Annotated in this window: 17 protein-coding genes; 5 read left to right on the forward strand and 12 right to left on the reverse strand. The window is 70.7% G+C overall.

All coding sequences use genetic code 11. The features are described 5' to 3' along the window. The first annotated feature begins 760 nt into the window (after positions 1 to 760). Both ACSIH6_RS27380 and ACSIH6_RS27385 read left to right on the forward strand, forming a co-directional pair. A complete protein-coding gene (locus tag ACSIH6_RS27380; RefSeq protein WP_435111224.1) occupies positions 761 to 2,158 on the forward strand; it encodes an HD-GYP domain-containing protein in 1,398 nt (465 codons plus the stop codon). Continuing rightward, positions 2,158 to 3,492, forward strand: coding sequence for an HD-GYP domain-containing protein (locus ACSIH6_RS27385; protein WP_435111260.1), 1,335 nt, complete (start codon positions 2,158 to 2,160; stop codon positions 3,490 to 3,492). The genes ACSIH6_RS27380 and ACSIH6_RS27385 overlap by 1 nt, the downstream gene beginning before the upstream one ends. Positions 3,493 to 3,582: 90 nt before the next feature. Here ACSIH6_RS27385 and ACSIH6_RS27390 read toward each other — a convergent pair whose 3' ends face one another. Next, entirely contained in the window at positions 3,583 to 4,323 is a 741-nt protein-coding gene (locus ACSIH6_RS27390) for a GntR family transcriptional regulator (protein WP_013154702.1), read from the reverse strand. Positions 4,324 to 4,467: 144 nt separating this feature from the next. Here ACSIH6_RS27390 and ACSIH6_RS27395 point away from each other — a divergent pair, with 144 nt between their 5' ends. Next, the gene (locus ACSIH6_RS27395; protein WP_150252062.1) at positions 4,468 to 6,012 is read left to right on the forward strand and encodes a sensor histidine kinase; all 1,545 of its coding nucleotides are present in this window, start codon (positions 4,468 to 4,470) and stop codon (positions 6,010 to 6,012) included. Positions 6,013 to 6,184: 172 nt separating this feature from the next. Here the strand turns inward: ACSIH6_RS27395 and ACSIH6_RS27400 are convergent, their stop codons facing one another. Continuing rightward, entirely contained in the window at positions 6,185 to 6,442 is a 258-nt protein-coding gene (locus ACSIH6_RS27400; RefSeq protein ID WP_013154700.1) for a WhiB family transcriptional regulator, read from the reverse strand. A 304-nt stretch (positions 6,443 to 6,746) separates the two neighbouring features. After that, entirely contained in the window at positions 6,747 to 7,679 is a 933-nt protein-coding gene (locus tag ACSIH6_RS27405; protein WP_435111225.1) for a diacylglycerol/lipid kinase family protein, read from the reverse strand. Positions 7,680 to 7,778: 99 nt separating this feature from the next. On the opposite strand from ACSIH6_RS27405, the gene ACSIH6_RS27410 reads away from it, so the two are divergent. After that, positions 7,779 to 8,168, forward strand: coding sequence for a hypothetical protein (locus ACSIH6_RS27410; RefSeq protein WP_435111226.1), 390 nt, complete (start codon positions 7,779 to 7,781; stop codon positions 8,166 to 8,168). Positions 8,169 to 8,200: 32 nt separating this feature from the next. Here ACSIH6_RS27410 and ACSIH6_RS27415 read toward each other — a convergent pair whose 3' ends face one another. The 7 genes from ACSIH6_RS27415 to ACSIH6_RS27445 form a co-directional block, all read right to left on the reverse strand. Beyond that, complete coding sequence (locus ACSIH6_RS27415) at positions 8,201 to 8,959, reverse strand: RNA polymerase sigma factor SigF (RefSeq protein ID WP_061080583.1); 759 nt, start codon at positions 8,957 to 8,959, stop codon at positions 8,201 to 8,203. 41 nt (positions 8,960 to 9,000) lie between these two features. Then, positions 9,001 to 9,426, reverse strand: coding sequence for an ATP-binding protein (locus tag ACSIH6_RS27420; RefSeq protein ID WP_013154696.1), 426 nt, complete (start codon positions 9,424 to 9,426; stop codon positions 9,001 to 9,003). Positions 9,427 to 9,551: 125 nt separating this feature from the next. Beyond that, positions 9,552 to 10,034 (reverse strand): GNAT family N-acetyltransferase, encoded by a 483-nt coding sequence (locus ACSIH6_RS27425; RefSeq protein WP_435111227.1) that lies wholly within the window; start codon positions 10,032 to 10,034, stop codon positions 9,552 to 9,554. A gap of 83 nt (positions 10,035 to 10,117) precedes the next feature. Then, on the reverse strand, positions 10,118 to 10,705 hold the full coding sequence (locus ACSIH6_RS27430) for a class I SAM-dependent methyltransferase (protein ID WP_435111228.1): 588 nt from the start codon (positions 10,703 to 10,705) through the stop codon (positions 10,118 to 10,120). 136 nt (positions 10,706 to 10,841) lie between these two features. Beyond that, positions 10,842 to 11,663 (reverse strand): amino acid ABC transporter ATP-binding protein, encoded by an 822-nt coding sequence (locus ACSIH6_RS27435; RefSeq protein WP_435111229.1) that lies wholly within the window; start codon positions 11,661 to 11,663, stop codon positions 10,842 to 10,844. After that, entirely contained in the window at positions 11,660 to 12,625 is a 966-nt protein-coding gene (locus tag ACSIH6_RS27440; protein WP_435111230.1) for an amino acid ABC transporter permease, read from the reverse strand. Before ACSIH6_RS27440 ends, ACSIH6_RS27435 begins: the two co-directional genes overlap by 4 nt. Before the next feature lie 38 nt (positions 12,626 to 12,663). Beyond that, complete coding sequence (locus ACSIH6_RS27445; protein WP_435111231.1) at positions 12,664 to 13,593, reverse strand: ABC transporter substrate-binding protein; 930 nt, start codon at positions 13,591 to 13,593, stop codon at positions 12,664 to 12,666. A gap of 448 nt (positions 13,594 to 14,041) precedes the next feature. Between ACSIH6_RS27445 and ACSIH6_RS27450 the strand changes: the two genes are divergently transcribed. Continuing rightward, positions 14,042 to 15,172, forward strand: coding sequence for an NAD(P)-dependent malic enzyme (locus ACSIH6_RS27450; protein WP_435111261.1), 1,131 nt, complete (start codon positions 14,042 to 14,044; stop codon positions 15,170 to 15,172). 69 nt (positions 15,173 to 15,241) lie between these two features. Here the strand turns inward: ACSIH6_RS27450 and ACSIH6_RS27455 are convergent, their stop codons facing one another. Then, a complete protein-coding gene (locus ACSIH6_RS27455; RefSeq protein ID WP_435111232.1) occupies positions 15,242 to 16,273 on the reverse strand; it encodes a PadR family transcriptional regulator in 1,032 nt (343 codons plus the stop codon). Next, positions 16,274 to 17,125, reverse strand: a complete 852-nt coding sequence (locus ACSIH6_RS27460; RefSeq protein ID WP_435111233.1) for a DUF4097 family beta strand repeat-containing protein — start codon at positions 17,123 to 17,125, stop codon at positions 16,274 to 16,276. Positions 17,126 to 17,207 lie beyond the last annotated feature (82 nt).

Here is a 17,207-nt window from a genome sequence, read left to right on the forward strand (position 1 = left end):
ACCTTTTTGTTGGATTTCGTGCCCTGTTCCGTTATTAGTGCGCTCTGAAGTGATGTGTGGCTTTTATGCGCCTTTGCGGGAATGTCGTGCCGTATTCCCCGTGCCTGTCGGGTTTTTGGTCAGGCGCTTCCCGGTCGTCTTCCCGGCTCCTCCCTCGACACGCCCGGCACGCCCGGGCCGTTCCCGGTCGTGACCGACTCGGAATGATTTTTCTCCCGGCTCCGGATGCCGTTTCGTGTGGTTACCTGGGGTAGTCGTGCCTGGTGGCTTCGGTTGGCGGAGGCTAGGGTAACCGCCCATGCGGTGGATCTTCGTGCGTCCACGGGTCAGGGGGTGTGGTTACGTAGGGTGATCGGAGTGCATCACTAATTGAATTCGTAATTCCATATTCCGGAACTTGGTGCCAGCGAGAAGGGGTGTGGTGGCGGTAGTTCGGGTTGGGGGTAATCAGGGCGCTGTCGTTGCCCGTTAAACTGGACGCCATATCCAACGAATGGGGTAATTTACGCGGCGTGCCCGGGAAAAACGGCGGTGCGCGCGTCGGGGGAGAGGGGACAACGATGTTCGTCGGCATGCTCCACGCGGTGATGGGCGTTCTTTGGGTGGTAACCGCCTTCAGTGGATGGTCCTGGTGGTAGAACAGAACCGGTGAAACCATGACAGTCCGGTCGTCGTCGGCGGGGGGTGAACGGGGGTGCGGGCTCTTCCTGGGGGCGCGCGTGTCTACGTCGGAATCATCGTTGTCAGTGCTGTCACCATCATGCTCATCGGTCCCTACGCGGGCCTGGATCTGCACACACTGATCCTGATCGCGATTCTCTTCGTGGTCGCGGAGTCGATCAGTACGGCGGTCCTGACGGGCGTCAAGGCGGGGATCTCGCCGAGTTCGGCGGTCTCACTGGCCGCCGTCGTCCTGGTCGGACCGGTCGGGGCGGCGGTGGTCGGTTTCGCCTCCTGCTTCGCCATCCGCAGGCAGAACCTCGTCAAGAGGGCGTTCAACGGAGCACAGTTCGCACTGGCGGCCTACGCGGCCGGACACGTCTACCTTCTGCTCGGCGGAACGGTGGGAGAACCTGGCCGGGAGGACTTCCCGGCCATCGTCCTCCCCTACGTCGCCGCCGTCCTGACCCACTCCCTGGTCAACTCGGCGCTCGTGGCCGTCCTGATGTGGACCCTGGGCGTCGTGCGCCCCGGCGGTTCGCGGGGCCGGTTCGACTGGCGACCGCTGGTGGGGGTGGAGCTGTCCTCCATGGGCTACCAGATGCTCGGCCTGGCCGTCGCCGCGGTCTGGGGCGGTGTCGGCCTCATCGCACCGCTGCTGGTGCTGCTCCCGCTGTTCATCGCGCGCTGGACCTTCGCCCAGCAGCTGGACGAGGCCCGCGCGCACGAGGCCACCCTGGCCACCCTGTGCCAGGCGGTGGAGACCAAGGACTACTACACCCGGGGCCACTGCATGCGCGTGGCGGAGGGCGCCGCCATGATCGCCCGGGAGCTGGGTATGCCCGCTGACCGGGTGCAGAAGATCCGCTACGCCGGGATGCTGCACGACATCGGCAAGCTCGGAGTGCCCACCAAGGTGTTGCAGAAGACCGGCAAGCTCACCGACGACGAGTACGCGGCCATCAAGCTGCATCCCACGCGCGGCTACGAGATCGTGCGGGAGATCAGCTTCCTGGACGAGGCGCTGGCCGGGATCCGGCACCACCACGAGCGCCTGGACGGGCGCGGGTACCCCATGGGTCTGGTCGGGATGGAGATCCCCGAGTCCGCGCGCGTCATCAGCGTCGCCGACGTCTTCGACTGCCTGACCTCCACGCGCTCCTACCGCAGGGCGTGGTCGGTGGAGGACGCCATCGCCGAGCTGCGCGCCTGCGCCGGAACCCAGTTCGACCCCAGGATGGTCGAGGCGCTCGTGCGCGCCGTCGAACGCGAGGGCTGGGAGACACCCGACATCGCCGAGCCGCCGGGCGGCTGTTACGGGTCGGAGGCGGCCGAGCGCTCCGTGGAGGAGTCCGGCCGCGCCGGTGGACCGGAGGAGGTGTCCGCCGAGGAGTGCGCCGCCGAGGAGCCGTCCTCCGCGGGGGCGGCGGCCGACGAGGCCGCCTCGGCGGACGCCGCGGCCTCCGCCGAGGCAGTGACGGGCGGGCGTGAACGATGATGACGCAGAGACAGTCGGACGGGGCCCGGTCGTCCGGACCCGTACTGAGCGGCCCCGAGGGCGGGGCCCTCAACCACCAGCGCCCGCGCGGGTCGATCTGGCGGACCTCCCGTCCGGTGCGCGCGGTGCTGGTCGGCTCGGTGGGCTCAGGCGCCCTGGCCGCGCTGGTGTGGACGGCCTCGACCGGGGTCGTGGAACCGCACGTGGCGCTGGCGTTCTGCCTGGTCGTCGCGGCCGGTGAGCTGGCACGGATTACCCTGCCGGGCCACCGGGAGGTGGCTCCCATCGCCTCGGCCGGCGCGATCAGCTACGCGTTCCTGCTGTCGCTGGGTTCCGGGCCGCTGCACCACTCCGCCTGGCAGGTGGTGGCGGTGGTCGCCCTGGGCGTGGCGCTGGGCGAGCTGCCGCACATCGCCGTGGGCCGCAGCCCCCGGGTGGAGGACGTGGCCCGCAGGGTGCTCTTCGCGGCGGCGCTCGCGATCGCCTTCCGGCCGCTGGCCGACCAGCTCCACCTGTCGGGCCCGTCGGTGACGGCCACACTGCTGATGGCGGCGCTGGTCATGCTCGTCTGGGCGGTGGACTCCCTGCTGGCGGCGGTGCTGCGGGCCGAGCGTCTGCGCACCAGCCCCTCCGTCGCGGTCCGCGACGAGCTGCGCGCCCAGTTCGCCACCGGTGCCGCGATCGGCTCCAGCGGCGTGTTGATCGCGCTGGCCTGCACGGTGACCGGCCTGGGCGGGCTGCTGGTGTTCATCGCCCCGCTGCTGGTGTCGCAGGTGGCCTTCCGCCGCCACGCGGAGGTGCGTCGGACCTACCTGGAGACGGTCCGGGCGCTGTCACGGGTCACCGAGGTGGGCGGCTACGTGGAGAACGGGCACTCGCGCCGGGTCAGCCACCTGGCGCACGGGATCGCCTGCGAGCTGGGCCTGTCCGAGGCCGAGCTGCTGGAGCTGGAGTACGCCGCCCTGATGCACGACATCGGCCAGCTGTCCCTGCGCGAGCCCATCGCGGGCGGCGCCACCGTGCTCGCCTCGCCGAGGGAGCAGCGGCGCATCGCCGAGCTGGGTTCGGCGATCATCCGGGAGACCGGCGTCCTGGACAACGTGGCCGAGACGGTCCGCCGCCAGTGCGAGCCCCTCGCCGGGGACGGCGACGAGGGGGTCCCGCCGCTGGGCAGCCGGATCATCAAGGTGGCCAACGCCTTCGACGACCTCGTCGGCGACAACGGCGACGCCGAGCGCCGCACGGCGGTCCTGGAGCGCCTGCGCATGGACACCGACAGCGAGTACGACCCCCGCGTGGTGGACGCGCTGGCCACGGTGCTCTCCCGGCTCTGACCCCCGGGTCGTCCGGCGGGGCGTCACCGGCCCGGCTTCGGCCGAAGCCGAGCCGGGCACGGGGGCGTGTCCCGGCCGCCTGGCGGCCGGTCAGTCCCGGGGCGGGCGCAGGCGTGTGACGAACTTGTACCTGTCGCCCCGGTAGAGCGAGCGCACCCACTCCACCGGATGCCCGTCGCCGTCGAAGCTGTGCTGGCAGTGCAGCACCAGCGGCAGGCCCACGTCCACGCCCAGCAGCCGCGCCTCGTTGGGCGTGGCCAGGACGGTCTCGATCGAGGCCTCCGCCTCGGCCAGGGAGACGTCGTAGGCGCTCGCCAGAGCCTCGTAGAGCGACGCGTAGCGGTCCAGCTGCCGACGCAGGCCCGGGAAGCGCCGCGCGGCCAGGTGGGCCGTCTCCACGGCCATCGGCTCGCCGTTGGCCAGCCGCAGTCGCTCGATGCGCAGCACGCGCCCGCCGGAGCGGATGGCCAGCAGCTCGGCGAGCTGGTCGTCGGCGTTGATGTAGCTCACGTCCAGGATCCGCGTGGCGGGGTGCAGGCCGTGCGCGCGCATCTCCTGGGTGTAGCTGGTCAGTTGCAGGACCTGTGCCACCTTCGGCTTGGCCACGAAGGTGCCCTTGCCCTGGATGCGCAGCAGGCGGCCCTCGACCACCATCTCGGTGAGCGCCTGGCGCACGGTGGTCCGCGAGGTGCCGAACTGGGTCGCCAGGGCGCGCTCCGGGGGGACCGGGTTGCCCGCGGGCATCGCCTCGATCAGTTCCAGGAGCTGCTTCTTCACCTGGTAGTACTTCGGCACCCGGGGGTTGCCGTCCAGTGTGCGCTGACCAGTCATCAGTCTCCTTCGCCGAGTCCCGCGCTTGCCGCACAACCCTCCCGGTGTGGTCGGCACGGCGGGGATCGCGGCCGCCGATTGGTGTGGACCACTGGTCGAGTGCGTACCTCTTGAGTATGCACGCCTTCATGGGATGATTTGTGAGTGCCTCACCTCAGTGATCTCATCTGGCGACACACGTCACTCAAGCAGGCCGATCTGGAGTGGTTCCACTCCCTGGTCTCGGACTGGCAGCTCCTGGCGGACCTGTCCTTCGCGGATCTCGTGCTGTGGGTGCGTCTGCGCGAGGACGACGGCTGGGTGGCCATCGCCCAGATGCGTCCCACCACCGGACCCACCGCCTTCCAGGACGACCTGGTCGAGACCGTCCTGCGCGACGACATGACCGATGTCACGTCCCGCTCGGCGCCGCGCGTGATCGGGCGCAGGGCCCTCATCGACCGCGCCTGGGAGGAGGGGCGCATCTGCCGCGACGGCGACCCGGACTGGTCGGGCGGCGTCCCGGTGCGCGAGGAGACCATTCCGGTGCGCCGCCAGGGCAACCTCATCGGGGTCATCCAGCGCAGCACCAACCTCAGCTCGGCGCGCACGCCCAGCCGCCTGGAGCTGACCTACCTCCAGAGCGCGGGCGACCTGGCCCAGATGATCGCCGAGGGCGCGTTCCCGTTCAGCGACCAGGGCCCCCTGATGGTGCGCTCGCCCAGGGTCGGCGACGGGCTGCTGCGCCTGGACCAGAACGGAGAGGTGGTCTACGCCAGCCCCAACGCGCTGTCGGCCTACCGCAGGCTCGGCCTGACCGCCGACCTGGTGGGTGCGCGCCTGGACCGCACCACGCTGGAGCTGGCGGCCCCGGGGGAGGCGCGCGACGAGGCACTGACCTACACGGCGAGCGGTCGGGCGCCGCAGGAGGCCGAGGTGGACGCGCGCGGGGTCACCGTGCAGCTGCGCGCCATCCCGCTGGTCATCGACGGGGTGCGCATCGGCGCCCTGGTGATGGTGCGCGACGTCACCGAGCTGCGCCGCCGCGAGCGCGAGCTGATGACCAAGGACGCCACCATCCGGGAGATCCACCACCGGGTGAAGAACAACCTCCAGACGGTGGCGGCCCTACTGCGCCTCCAGGCGCGGCGCCTGGACGTGCCCGAGGCGCGGGCGGCGCTGGACGAGGCGGTGGGCCGGGTCGGATCCATCGCGATCGTGCACGAGATGCTCTCGCACACCCCCGACGAGGTGGTGGACTTCGACGACATCGCCGACCGGGTGATCCAGATGGCGGCGGAGGTCTCCTCCACGGGCACCGCGGTGGTGCCGCGCCGGATCGGCGGGTTCGGCCTGTTGAACGCGCTGGTGGCGACGCCGCTGTCGATGGTCCTGGCGGAACTGGTGCAAAACGCCGTGGAGCACGGCCTGGGGCAGGGGCCGGGGCGGATCGAGGTGCGGGTGCGCCGGTTCGACGCGGAGCCGGGCTACCCGGGGCCGAGCAGTCTGGAGCTGGCCGTCTCCGACGACGGCGGAGGGCTGCCCGAGGACTTCGACCTGGAGGGCACCACGAGCCTGGGCCTCCAGATCGTGCGGACCCTCATCGTGGGCGAGCTGGGGGGGACCCTGGCGATCAAGCCCAAGGAGAGCGGCGGAACCGAGGTGGCGATCACCCTGTCGCTGGAGCACGAGGAGGGGGAGCTGCCCTGAGGCGGGGGCTCGCGCGGATCACGCGCGGGGGCCGCCCCGGGGGTCCTGGAGGGATGCCGGCCGCGACGGCCCCGGGCGCCCGTCCCCGCCGCGCCGAGCGGGGACTCCCCGATGTCTTCCGGGAACCCTCAGGGCCTCCCGGGAATCCTTGGGACCTTCCGTGCGGGGGACCTCAGCTGCGGACCATGGTGCGGTACGCGCTGCCGCGGCGCTTCTTGAGCGCGCGGCGCTCGTCCTCACTGGTACCGCCCCAGACGCCGCCGTCCTGGCCGCTCTCCAGGGCCCAGCGCAGACAGGCCGAGCTGACCGGACAGCGGTTGCAGACCGCCTTGGCCTCCTCGATCTGGATCAGTGCGGGGCCGAAGTTCCCGATGGGGAAGAAGAGTTCGGGGTCTTCGTCACGGCAGGCTGCGTCATGGCGCCAGTCCATGCGGTCCACTCCTCACGGTGAGGCGATCGGGGGCTTGTGAAGCTTTTCACGATCTTGTGCGCGTCCGTAACGGGCGAAGGGCGCCCGATGGATGGGTTCCATCGGAAGGGTGTTCGGGCCGAGGGCCGTCAAGGTTTCATCCCACGGCCATGTGGGAAGCGCCCCAATTAACTCGCCTGTAACTCGCGGCGATATCTTGAGCGTGACAGGATCGATCGGCCCATGCAAGAGCTGCCGAGGCCAAAGGTCCTGCTCGGCGTGTCGGGTGCGTCACAGTGGCTCGGAATGGCGTCTTTCGGCGTAATTAACAGACGATTCGTAATGCCTTCGGTACAGAGTGGAAGTTGACCTGTTCGCGGTCTCCCAGGTATTCACCATCGATTTGGAAGGCCCTGGGGTGGGATGACGTGATCTGGAGAGAGTCCTGGTCGTGCCACGTCACGTAGCCGTCCCCACGTGCGGGAAGGCCTTTGGGGAAGAACATTTGGGAAAGGATCCACCCCGTGAGCGCGTGCGAGGAGTGCGTCAGCGCGAAAGCGTCCAGGCCCAGATCGAAACGCGAGGACGGGGTCGGCTGAAGCGGCAGCGCCCCCGCGTAGGTCCAGGGCGTGGTGTTGGTGACGAGCGCGAAATACGCCCCCACAAGGGACCTTCCGTGGCTGACCACGCTTAGTGACGGATCGCGGATATCCCCCTGGAAGAACAGCTTTACCGCCACTTCCGCGTACAGCGCCGGAGTGGCCCTGCGGCCGTTGGCGCGCTCGTTCTCCACCTGCTGGACCACGTCGGCGTCCCAGCCGAAACCAGCACAGAAAGTGAAGTAGCGGTCGTCCTGATCGCTGGTGATCCGGCCGAGGTTGATCTCGCGCTCGCGGCCCTCGCGGACCGCCTCCAGCACCAGACCGGTGGCCTCCACCGGGTCGCCGGGCACGCCCAGGGCGCGGATGAAGACGTTGGCGCTGCCGCCGGGGATCACCGCGTAGCGGGGGCGTCTGAGCTCCTCGGGGGTGGCCAGGAGGCCGTTGACCACCTCGTTGACGGTGCCGTCGCCGCCCAGGCTCAGCACCAGCTCGTACCCGTTCTCGGCCGCCTCGCGGGCCAGCTCGCCCGCGTGGTCGCGGTACTCGGTCTCGGACACGGTGACGTCCAGCTCCGACGTCAGGGCGCCCATGATCACCTCACGCGTGCGTGACGTGGTCGTGGTGGCCTGGGGGTTCATGATGAGAAGGGCGCGCACCACACCAGTCTAGGGTGTGGCGCCGGGGCCTCCGCTTCGCCGCGAGTGCGAAGCCGGGGCCGAGGGGAGGGAGTCCCGGAGCGCGTATAGGCTCGTCAGGTGTCTTCGCGTCCCGTCACCATCGTCATCGCCGCCGCCCTGGAGGCCCTGATCGGGCTGGCCGCCGCGGTCAGCGGGGTCTACAGCCTCTTCACCGCGGTCACCGGCCGGGCCAGCGACCTGACCAGCGCGATTCCCCTGACCGCCCTGGGACTGGGCACGGGCGCGCTGCTGGTCTTCGTCGCGCGCGGACTCTGGCAGCTGCGGGACTGGGCGCGCACGCCGGTGTTCGTCACCCAGCTCTTCCTGGCCGTGGTGGCCTACTACATGTTCACCAGCGATCAGTACGCGTTGGGCGCGGTGCTCGCGGTCGTGGCGGTGTGCGCCTCCGCGGCGGTGCTCTCGCCGCCGACGACCGCGGCGCTCTTCCCCGACGAGCGGGGGAAGTAGCGCCGCGGCCGCCCGCGGCGAGAGCTCGCGTGTCAGTCGTCGGTGGTCAGCGCCTGACGCAGCTGCGCCAGGGTGCGGGCCAGCAGACGGGACACGTGCATCTGCGAGATCCCCAGCTCCTGGGCGATCTGCGACTGCGTCATGTTGCCGAAGAAGCGCAACAGCAGGATGCGCTTCTCCCGCGGCGGAAGCTGTTCCAGGAGCGGCTTGAGCGACTCCCGGTACTCCACGCCCTCCAGGGACTCGTCCACGATGCCCAGTGAGTCGGCCACCGCGGGCGCGTCCTCGTCCCCGCTGTCGGGCGCGTCCAGCGACACCGTCGAGTAGGCGTTGGCGGACTCCAGGCCCTCCAGCACCTCCTCCTCGGTCATCTGGAGGTGCGCCGCGAGCTCGGCGACGGTCGGGGAGCGCCCCTCCCGCTGCGACAGGTCGCTGACCGCCTTGGTGAGCGAGAGCTTCAGCTCCTGGAGGCGACGGGGGACCCGCACCGCCCAGCCCTTGTCGCGGAAGTGCCGCTTGATCTCACCGACGATGGTGGGGGTGGCGTAGGTGGAGAACTCCACCCCACGCTCCAGGTCGAACCGGTCGATGGACTTGATCAGCCCGATCGTGGCCACCTGGGTGAGGTCGTCCAGCCACTCGCCGCGGTTGCGGAAGCGGCGGGCCAGGTACTCCACCAAGGGAAGGTGGAGCTCCACCAGCTCGTCGCGGATCCGCCGACGCTCCTCGGAGTCCGCCTCGAGTTCGCCGAGGCGCTCGAACAACTCTCTCGCGCGAGCCCTGTCGGGCACCGCGTGCTCGGTCTTCGCTGTCAGAGCGGGCCCCCTCTCGCTCACGCCGACTCCAGTGTTCCGCGGCGTTTGTACAGGACGATGTGGACACGGTCGTCCGGTCCGACCCCCGCGTCGACCTCTCCCGCGAGGGCGGACAGGACGGTCCAGGCGAAGGTGTCGCGGGCGGGAAGGCGCCCGTCCGCGGTGAGCACCGAGACGGAGATGCGCATCCCGTCGGGGGTGAGTTCGAATTCCGTGGTCAGTTCCGTGCCCGGCAGCGCCTGAGAGAGGAGCATGGCGCAGGCCTCGTCGACACCGATCCTCAGGTCCTCGATCTCGTCGAGGGTGAAGTCCAGTCGCGCGGCCAGACCCGCCGTCGCCGTCCGCAGAACGGACAAGTAGGCGCTGTCCGCGGGCATGTTGACGGTGACAGCGTCCCGGACGCCGATGGCGTCGGCCGTGGGCACAGCGGTTTCTTCGGTCACGTCCCTCCTTCGGGGGGCGGGGTTGCCGCTTGAGAGCAATGTATCTGGTTTACCCTGCCACTGACGCAGGGCGAACGGATCGTGTCCACACGATCCGGGGCGAAAAGCGGGACGGGCGGCCGGTCTCAGGGGCCCTCCGAGCCCAGTGCGTCCAGCGCGCCGCCGTCCAGGCGGCGGACCGTCCACTCGTCCATGGGGCGCGAGCCCAGGGACTCGTAGAACCGTATCGAGGGCTCGTTCCAGTCCAGCACCGACCACTCCAGCCGGGTGTAGCCGCGTTCGACGCAGATCCGCGCCAGGGTCCGCAGCAGGGCCAGGCCGTGGCCCCGTCCGCGCGCCTGTGGGCGCACGTACAGGTCCTCCAGGTACACGCCGTGCCTGCCGGTCCAGGTGGAGTAGTTGCGAAACCACAGCGCGAACCCGACGACCGGGCCGTCCCCCTCCTCCTGGGCGACGTGCGCGAACACCGCCGCGTCCGGGCCGAAGAGGGCGGTGCGCAGGTCCTGCTCGGTGGCGACGACCGCGTCCGGCTCCTTCTCGTACTCGGCGAGCTCGCGGACCAGGGCGTGGATGACGGGAACGTCGTCGGGACGTGCGGGACGGATCATCGGACCACCTCGGGCGCGCGGCGGGGACACGGTCGCCTCCAGGGTATGCGCTGCGGCGGGGCGTCCCCGCGCTCCGGGACCGCTCAGGGCCGGTGGGCGACCACCCGCTCCACCAGTCCGAGGAACAGCCGGTCGTGGTGGCCGACCTCGAACCCGGCCTCGACCGCGACCTCCCGGGGCAGGCGGCGCGGGTTCTCCCTGCGCCGCTCCACGAGCCGCCCGGGCATGCGCGCGTACTCGATGTGGTCGACCATCAGGAGCCTGCCGCCCGGCGCCAGCACGCGGTACATCTCCGCCAGGGCGCGCCGCTGGTCGGGGACGGCGCACATCGCCAGCGTGCACAGGACGGTGTCGAAGGCCCGGTCGGGGAAGTCCAGCTCCTGGGCGTCGCCCTCCACGAAGCGCACGGCCCTGCCCAGCTCCTCGGCCCTCTCGCGGGCGCGGTCGAGCATCCGCGGGCTGAGGTCGACGGCGGTGAGGCGCACCTGCGGCGGGTAGTAGGCGAGGTTGCGGCCCGTTCCGACCGCCACCTCCAGCGTCTCGCCGCGCGCCCCGGCGCACAGGATCTCGCGGGTGCGGCGCATGGCGGGGCTCTGGAGGCGCTCGCTGTGCTCGCAGTAGGCGGCCATGCGGTCCCAGCGCCTGCGTGTGTGGTCCGTGCGAGCGTCCATGTGCCTCTCCCGAGCGGGGCGCGTACACCACGACTCTGGCGACGCGCCGCCGCGCGGTCAAGGGATCCGGGGGTGTTTCCCCGGCCGGTACCGGCCGCCGCGCCCGGGGGACGGGGCGGCGGCCCTTCCGGAGCGCTCAGAGCACCTTGGACAGGAACGCCCGGGTGCGCTCGTGGCGCGGGTTGGAGAGCACCTCGGCGGGCGTGCCCGACTCCACGACCAGGCCGTCGTCCATGAAGACCAGGGAGTCGCCGACCTCGCGGGCGAACCCCATCTCGTGGGTGACGACCACCATGGTCATCCCGCCCCGGGCCAGGTCGCGCATGACGTCCAGGACCTCGCCGACCAGCTCCGGGTCCAGGGCGCTCGTGGGCTCGTCGAACAGCATCAGCGACGGCTCCATGGCCAGCGCGCGGGCGATGGCCACGCGCTGCTGCTGGCCGCCGGAGAGCTGGTCGGGGTAGGCGTCGGCCTTGTCCGGCAGGCCCACCCGCTCCAGCAGCTCCATGGCCCTGGCGGTGGCCTCGCCCCGGGGGACCCGCTTGACCTGCACGGGCGCCTCGGTGACGTTGCCCAGGACGCTCAGGTGCGGGAACAGGTTGAAGCGCTGGAAGACCATGCCGATGTCGCTGCGCTGGGCGGCGATCTCGTTGTCGCGCAGCTCGTAGAGCCGCCCGCGCCTTTGCCGGTAGCCCATCAGCTCGCCGTTGACCCACAGCCGTCCGGCGGTGAGCTTCTCCAGGTGGTTGACGCAGCGCAGGAACGTGGACTTGCCCGACCCGGACGGGCCGATCACGCACATGACCTCGCCGCGCCCGACCTGGAGGTCGATGCCCCTGAGCACCTCCAGGCGGCCGAAGCTCTTGCGCACGTTCTCCGCCACGACGAGCGCGTCGGCGGGCAGGGTGGCGCCCTCGGCGGTCTCCAGGACGCCCGGGTCCTCGGTCTTGTCGCTCACCTGTGCGCCCCTCCGACGATGCGGTCGCGGATACTGCCGTACTGGCCGGGGTTGAACCTGCGTTCGAGGAAGTACTGGCCCACCATCAGGACGCTGGTGATGGCCAGGTACCACAGGCACGCGGCGACCAGCATCGGGAAGATCTGGTAGGTCCGGGAGCCGATGGCCTGGAGCTGGTAGAACAGCTCGATGGTCACGGGCACGTAGGCCAGCAGCGCCGTGTCCTTGAGCATGGCGATGGTCTCGTTGCCCGTGGGCGGGACGACCACCCGCATCGCCTGCGGCAGGGTGATCCGGCGCAGCACTTTGCCCTTGCTCATGCCCAGCGCCTGCGCGGCCTCGGTCTGGCCCCTGTTGACCGACTGCAGGCCCGCGCGGATGATCTCGGCCATGTAGGCGCCCTCGGACAGCGACAGCGCCAGCAGGCCCGCGGTGTAGCCGCTCAGCACGGTGCGGGTGTCGATCTCGAAGAAGCGGGCGTCGCCCTCCAGGCCCAGCCACGACATCCAGTAGTTGTCGAAGGGCAGGCCGAACTCGATGGTCTGGTACAGGATGGCGATGTTGCCGAAGAGCACCGCCAGCACCAGGCGGGGCACGCCCCGGAAGAACCAGGTGTACAGCCAGGAGACGGACACCAGGACGGGGTTGCCCGACAGCCGCATCACCGCCAGGACGACGCCCAGGGCGACGCCGATGATCATCGACAGCACGGTGGCGCTGAGGGTGATCCACACGCCGCGTACGACCGGTTCGGAGAACATGTGGTCGAACATGAACGGCCAGTTGAAGGCGTCGTTCGTGAAGAGCATGTGCACGAACATGGCCGCGAGGACCAGGATGACCCCGGCGGCGACCCACCGCTCGGGGTAGCGCACGGGGACGGCGGTGACGTGGTCGGCCGGACGGCCCGGTGTCGAGGTCTTCGACACCGGGCCGTCCGTCGGTTCGGTCAGTGAGGACAAGGGTCGGTCTTTCGCTCAGTGGGTGTCGGTCGGCCTGCTTACTCGGCGAGGTCGGGGTTCACCTCGGCGGACTCCATGCCGCCGGCGTCCACGCCCCACTCGCCCAGGACCTCGGTGTAGGTGCCGTCCTCGATGAGCGCGTTGAAGGCGGCGGCCATGGCCTCGGCCAGCTCCGCGTCCTCCTTGTTGGTGAGGATGCCGTAGGGGGCGGCGTTGTACTGCTCGCCGATGAACTCCAGGACGCCCTCGCCGGTCTGCTCCAGCGCGTAGGCGGAGGTCGGCATGTCGGCGAGCGAGGCGTCGTTGACGCCGGAGACGACCGTCTCGGTGGCCAGCGGCTGGCTCTCGAACTTCTGGATGGTGATGGCCTCTTCACCGGCGTCGACGCAGGCCGCGCTGCGCTCCTCGATGTCGGTGTCGTGCGTGGTGTTGGACTGCACCGCGATCCGCATGCCGCAGGCGTTGTCGGGGTCCACGTCCTGGGGGTTGCCCGCCTGGGCGAACCACTGGGTGCCCGAGGAGAAGTAGCTGACCATGTTGACCTGCTCCATGCGCTCCTCGGTGACGGTGAAGGAGGAGGAGCCCAGGTCGTAGGTGCCGGTGTCCACGCCGATGATGATGGAGTCGAAGGCCGTGGGCTCCCACGTCGCCTCCAGGCCGAGCTTGGCCAGGGCGGCGTTGACGAGGTCCACGTTGAAGCCGAGGACGGTCTCCCCGTCGGCGTCCAGGTACTCGCCGGGCGGGTAGGAGGCCTCGACGCCGATCGTGACGGTCCCGGCCTCGGCGACGTCGGCGGGGACGAGCGCGGCGAGCTCCTCGTCGACCTCGACGGAGGGCGCCTCGGGGGCGGCCGACTCCTCCGTGCCTCCGCCGCCGTCCCCGCCGCCGCAGGCGGTCAGCGCCAGGACGCCGGCGAGGGACAGGGCGCCGAGGGCGAACGGCGTCGGCAGGGGCTTGTGCAGGGCCATCACGGGTCTCCTTCAGGGGCGCGGAACGCCTGGCGGGAGGCGGGTTCGTGACCCGACCGCCCGAACCGGAACGACATTCGGGACATTCTTCTTTTAAAGCTCATGAGCCGGTGCCGTCCCATGGTGCCCACCCGCGATGTTCCTGTGGTCACCGTTGTGAGAGGATTGCGTAACGGGTCATCCCCGTGAGAGGCGGCCGCGCAGCAACTCGTATAGGAGTCCGGCGAAGAACGACTCTCCCCGGCGACACCACCGGTCATGGCCGACCGGCGCCGAGGAGGGCCCCCTAGCAATCGTCACGTCTTCGCGCGCGGTCCGCACCACCGCCGGGTCCGCCCCCGTCATGGCCGACGGTCGGGTGGAACACGCAAGACCTGAGGGGTTTTCAGCAGTGACCACCGTTTCGCGTTCCCAGAATCCGCGTCGTGACGACGATCCCGCCTTCGCCATGCACCGCGGCGGCAAGCTCCACGTGACCTCGTCCGTGGACGTCCGCGACCAGGAGGGGCTCTCCCTCGCCTACACCCCCGGCGTCGCCCGCGTCTGCGACGCCATCGCCGAGTCCCCCGAGCTCGTCGACACCTACACCTGGAAGAGCAACCTGGTCGCCGTCGTCACCGACGGCACCGCGGTCCTGGGCCTGGGCGACATCGGCGCCGAGGCCTCCCTGCCGGTCATGGAGGGCAAGTCGCTGCTGTTCAAGCAGTTCGCCGACGTCGACTCCGTGCCGATCGCGCTGGGCTGCACCGGGGTCGACGAGATCGTCGAGACCGTCGTGCGTATGGCGCCCTCCTTCGGCGGGGTCAACCTGGAGGACATCTCCGCGCCCCGCTGCTTCGAGATCGAGCGCCAGCTGCGCGAGCGCCTGGACATCCCGGTCTTCCACGACGACCAGCACGGCACCGCCATCGTCACCGTGGCCGCGCTGCACAACGCCGCCCGGCTGACCGGGCGCACCCTGGCCGACCTGCGCGCCGTGGTCTCCGGCGCGGGCGCCGCGGGCGTGGCCGTCACCAAGATGCTCATCGACGGCGGGATCGGCGACATCGCCGTGGCCGACTCCAAGGGCATGATCTACGACGGTCGCGAGGGCCTGACCCCCGTCAAGCAGGAGTTGGCCTCCATCAGCAACAGGGCGGGGCTGCGCGGGTCCATCGAGAGCGCGCTGGAGGGGGCCGACGTGTTCATCGGCCTGTCCGCGGGCGAGGTCCCCGAGTCCGTGGTCGCCACCATGGCCGACGACGCGATCATCTTCGCGATGGCCAACCCCAACCCGGAGGTGCACCCGGACGTCGCCCGCAGGCACGCGAGCGTGGTCGCCACCGGGCGCAGCGACTTCCCGAACCAGATCAACAACGTCCTGGCCTTCCCGGGCGTGTTCCGGGGCGCGTTCGACGCCGGGGCCACGGACATCACCGAGAACATGAAGCTGGCCGCCGCCACCGCGCTGGCCGGTCTGGTCGGCGACGACCTGTCCGCCGACTACATCATCCCCAGCCCCTTCGACGAGAGGGTGGCCAAGGCGGTCGCCGCCGCGGTCGCCGCCCAGGCCCGTGAGGACGGCGTCGTCCGCGGTTAGACATACCGGACACGACGGGGCCCGGAGGGCGCGCCCCCGCGCCGCCCTCCGGGCCCCTCGGCCTACCGCCTACCTGCCGTCGCCGGGGTCGTCGACCGCCTCGCTCCAGGGGTCGGCTGACGGCTTCGGACGCGTCCCGTCCTCCGGGGCGGGTTCGTCCTCGGAAGGCCCGGGCCGCTCCGGAGCGGTGGGTCCCTCCTTCCCCGCCTCGGGGGCGGCGGCCCCCTCCTCGGTGGGAGCGGCCCCGCCGGTGTCGCCGCCGGCCTCCTCCGCGCGGTCGGCGGGCGGGCCCCAGTGCCGCATGTCCCGGCGGATCACCTCGACCGTGTCGTCCAGGATGCGCCGCAGGTCGACGGCGGCGGCCTCCCCGACGTGGCCCGCCTCGCGGACCACGTCGCGCACGCGGTCGCCGAAGTCGTGCAGCGCGCGCTCGAACTCCGGGCCCTGAGACGGGCGCTCGGAATCGCGCCTGCCGCCCCAGGCGGCGCCGAACGCGCCGAAGCCCTGTGTGAAGCGCTCCCACTCGCGGGACCACCGAGAGCCGTCATCGCAGCCCGGTCCGGTCTGCTCGCGTCGCTCACCGGAGTCCCCGGACGCGTCCGTCCCCTCCCCGCCGCGACCGGCCTCCTCCGAGGCGGTGGAGTCGCCGGGCTCCGCGGTCCCAGCTGTCCCAGTGGTCCCGGCGGGTTCACCCGAGGCCTCGGTCCCGGAGCGGCGCGTCCCGCCGGAGGCGAACTTGAGCTCGTCGCGCAGCGAGCTGATCGTCGCGCGCACGTCCTGCTTGACCGCGCGGGCGATGTCGCGCACCGAGTCGGTGATCTCCCGCTCCAGGTCGTTCAGGTCGCTCTCGCGCTCGCGCAGCTCCTCACGGCCCTTGTCGGTGAGGCTGTAGACCTTGCGGCCGCCCTCCTCGGTGTGGGTGACCAGCCCCTCCTCCTCCAGCCGCGCCAGCCGGGGGTAGATCGTGCCGGGAGAGGGCGAGTACACGCCGAGGAAGCGGTCGCGGAGCAGGCTGATGATCTCGTAGCCGTGCCGCGGGTTCTCGTCCAGCAACTTGAGCAGGTACAGCCGTAGTCTGCCGTGGCCGAAGATGGTGCTCATTCAGGCCCCCTCGGGGATCGCGGCCGGGGCCTCGGGCGCGCGCCGCAGCAGCGCCGTCCGTCCGGACGCGGAGTTGATGGTGATGGACGCGGGGTCGACACCGCTGCCGATCCTCCCGCTCAGGACCGTCCTGGCCGGGGCGCTGCGGCGGTCCAGCCCGAAGTCGGACTTGGCGGGCGCGGCCGCGGTGCGCAGCTCCACGGTCGCCGAGGTCTCGGAGGGCACCCGCAGGGCGATCTCGCCCGAGATCGAGGTGAGCCGGACCCGCCCCGCCGGGGCGACGCCGGTGTCGGCCAGCAGCTGGCCGGAGACGGTCTTGGCGCTCAGCGCGGACAGCCGTCCGCCCGCCACCGCCAGTTGGCCGCTGACGCTGTTGAACTTGAGGCTGCCGTGGGGATCGCGCACGGCGGTGCTCCCCGAGACGGTGTTGATCTCGGTCTCGCCCGAGGTGTCGTCCAGGGTGATCTCCCCGGTCGCGGTCCGCAGCTGGCTGCGGGCGCTGAGCCCGGCGGCGACGATCGGCGCGCTGACCGTGCTGACCTCGACCGGGCAGTCCTTGGGCAGCCGCAGGTTCACGGTGGCCCTGCGGTGCTGCATGCTCTTGTAGCCGTTGAGCTGGACCGGTCGCAGCCGGTCCAGGAGTCCCTGGCTGGTGAGGTCCTCGTAGTGGATGGTGAGGATGCCCGCCTCCTGCGTGACCAGGAGGGGTTCGCCGACGATGTCGGTGACCTCGAAGGTGACCGGGTCGTCGGTGGGAAGAATGTTGACGTGGCCCCCAATGATCCGGACCCGCAACGCGACGATGCCGTCCAGGGTCTGGGTCATCGGCCTGTCGATGGTCCAACGTGCCATCGTGCTCGGCCCCTTTCGCTCGCTCCGTGTTCTCACGATATGTCGCGTCTGCGGCGAACTCAAGATATGTCGCGGATCGGCG

The organism is Nocardiopsis synnemataformans (genome assembly GCF_965343085.1).
GTDB classification, from domain to species: Bacteria; Actinomycetota; Actinomycetes; order Streptosporangiales; family Streptosporangiaceae; genus Nocardiopsis; species Nocardiopsis alborubida.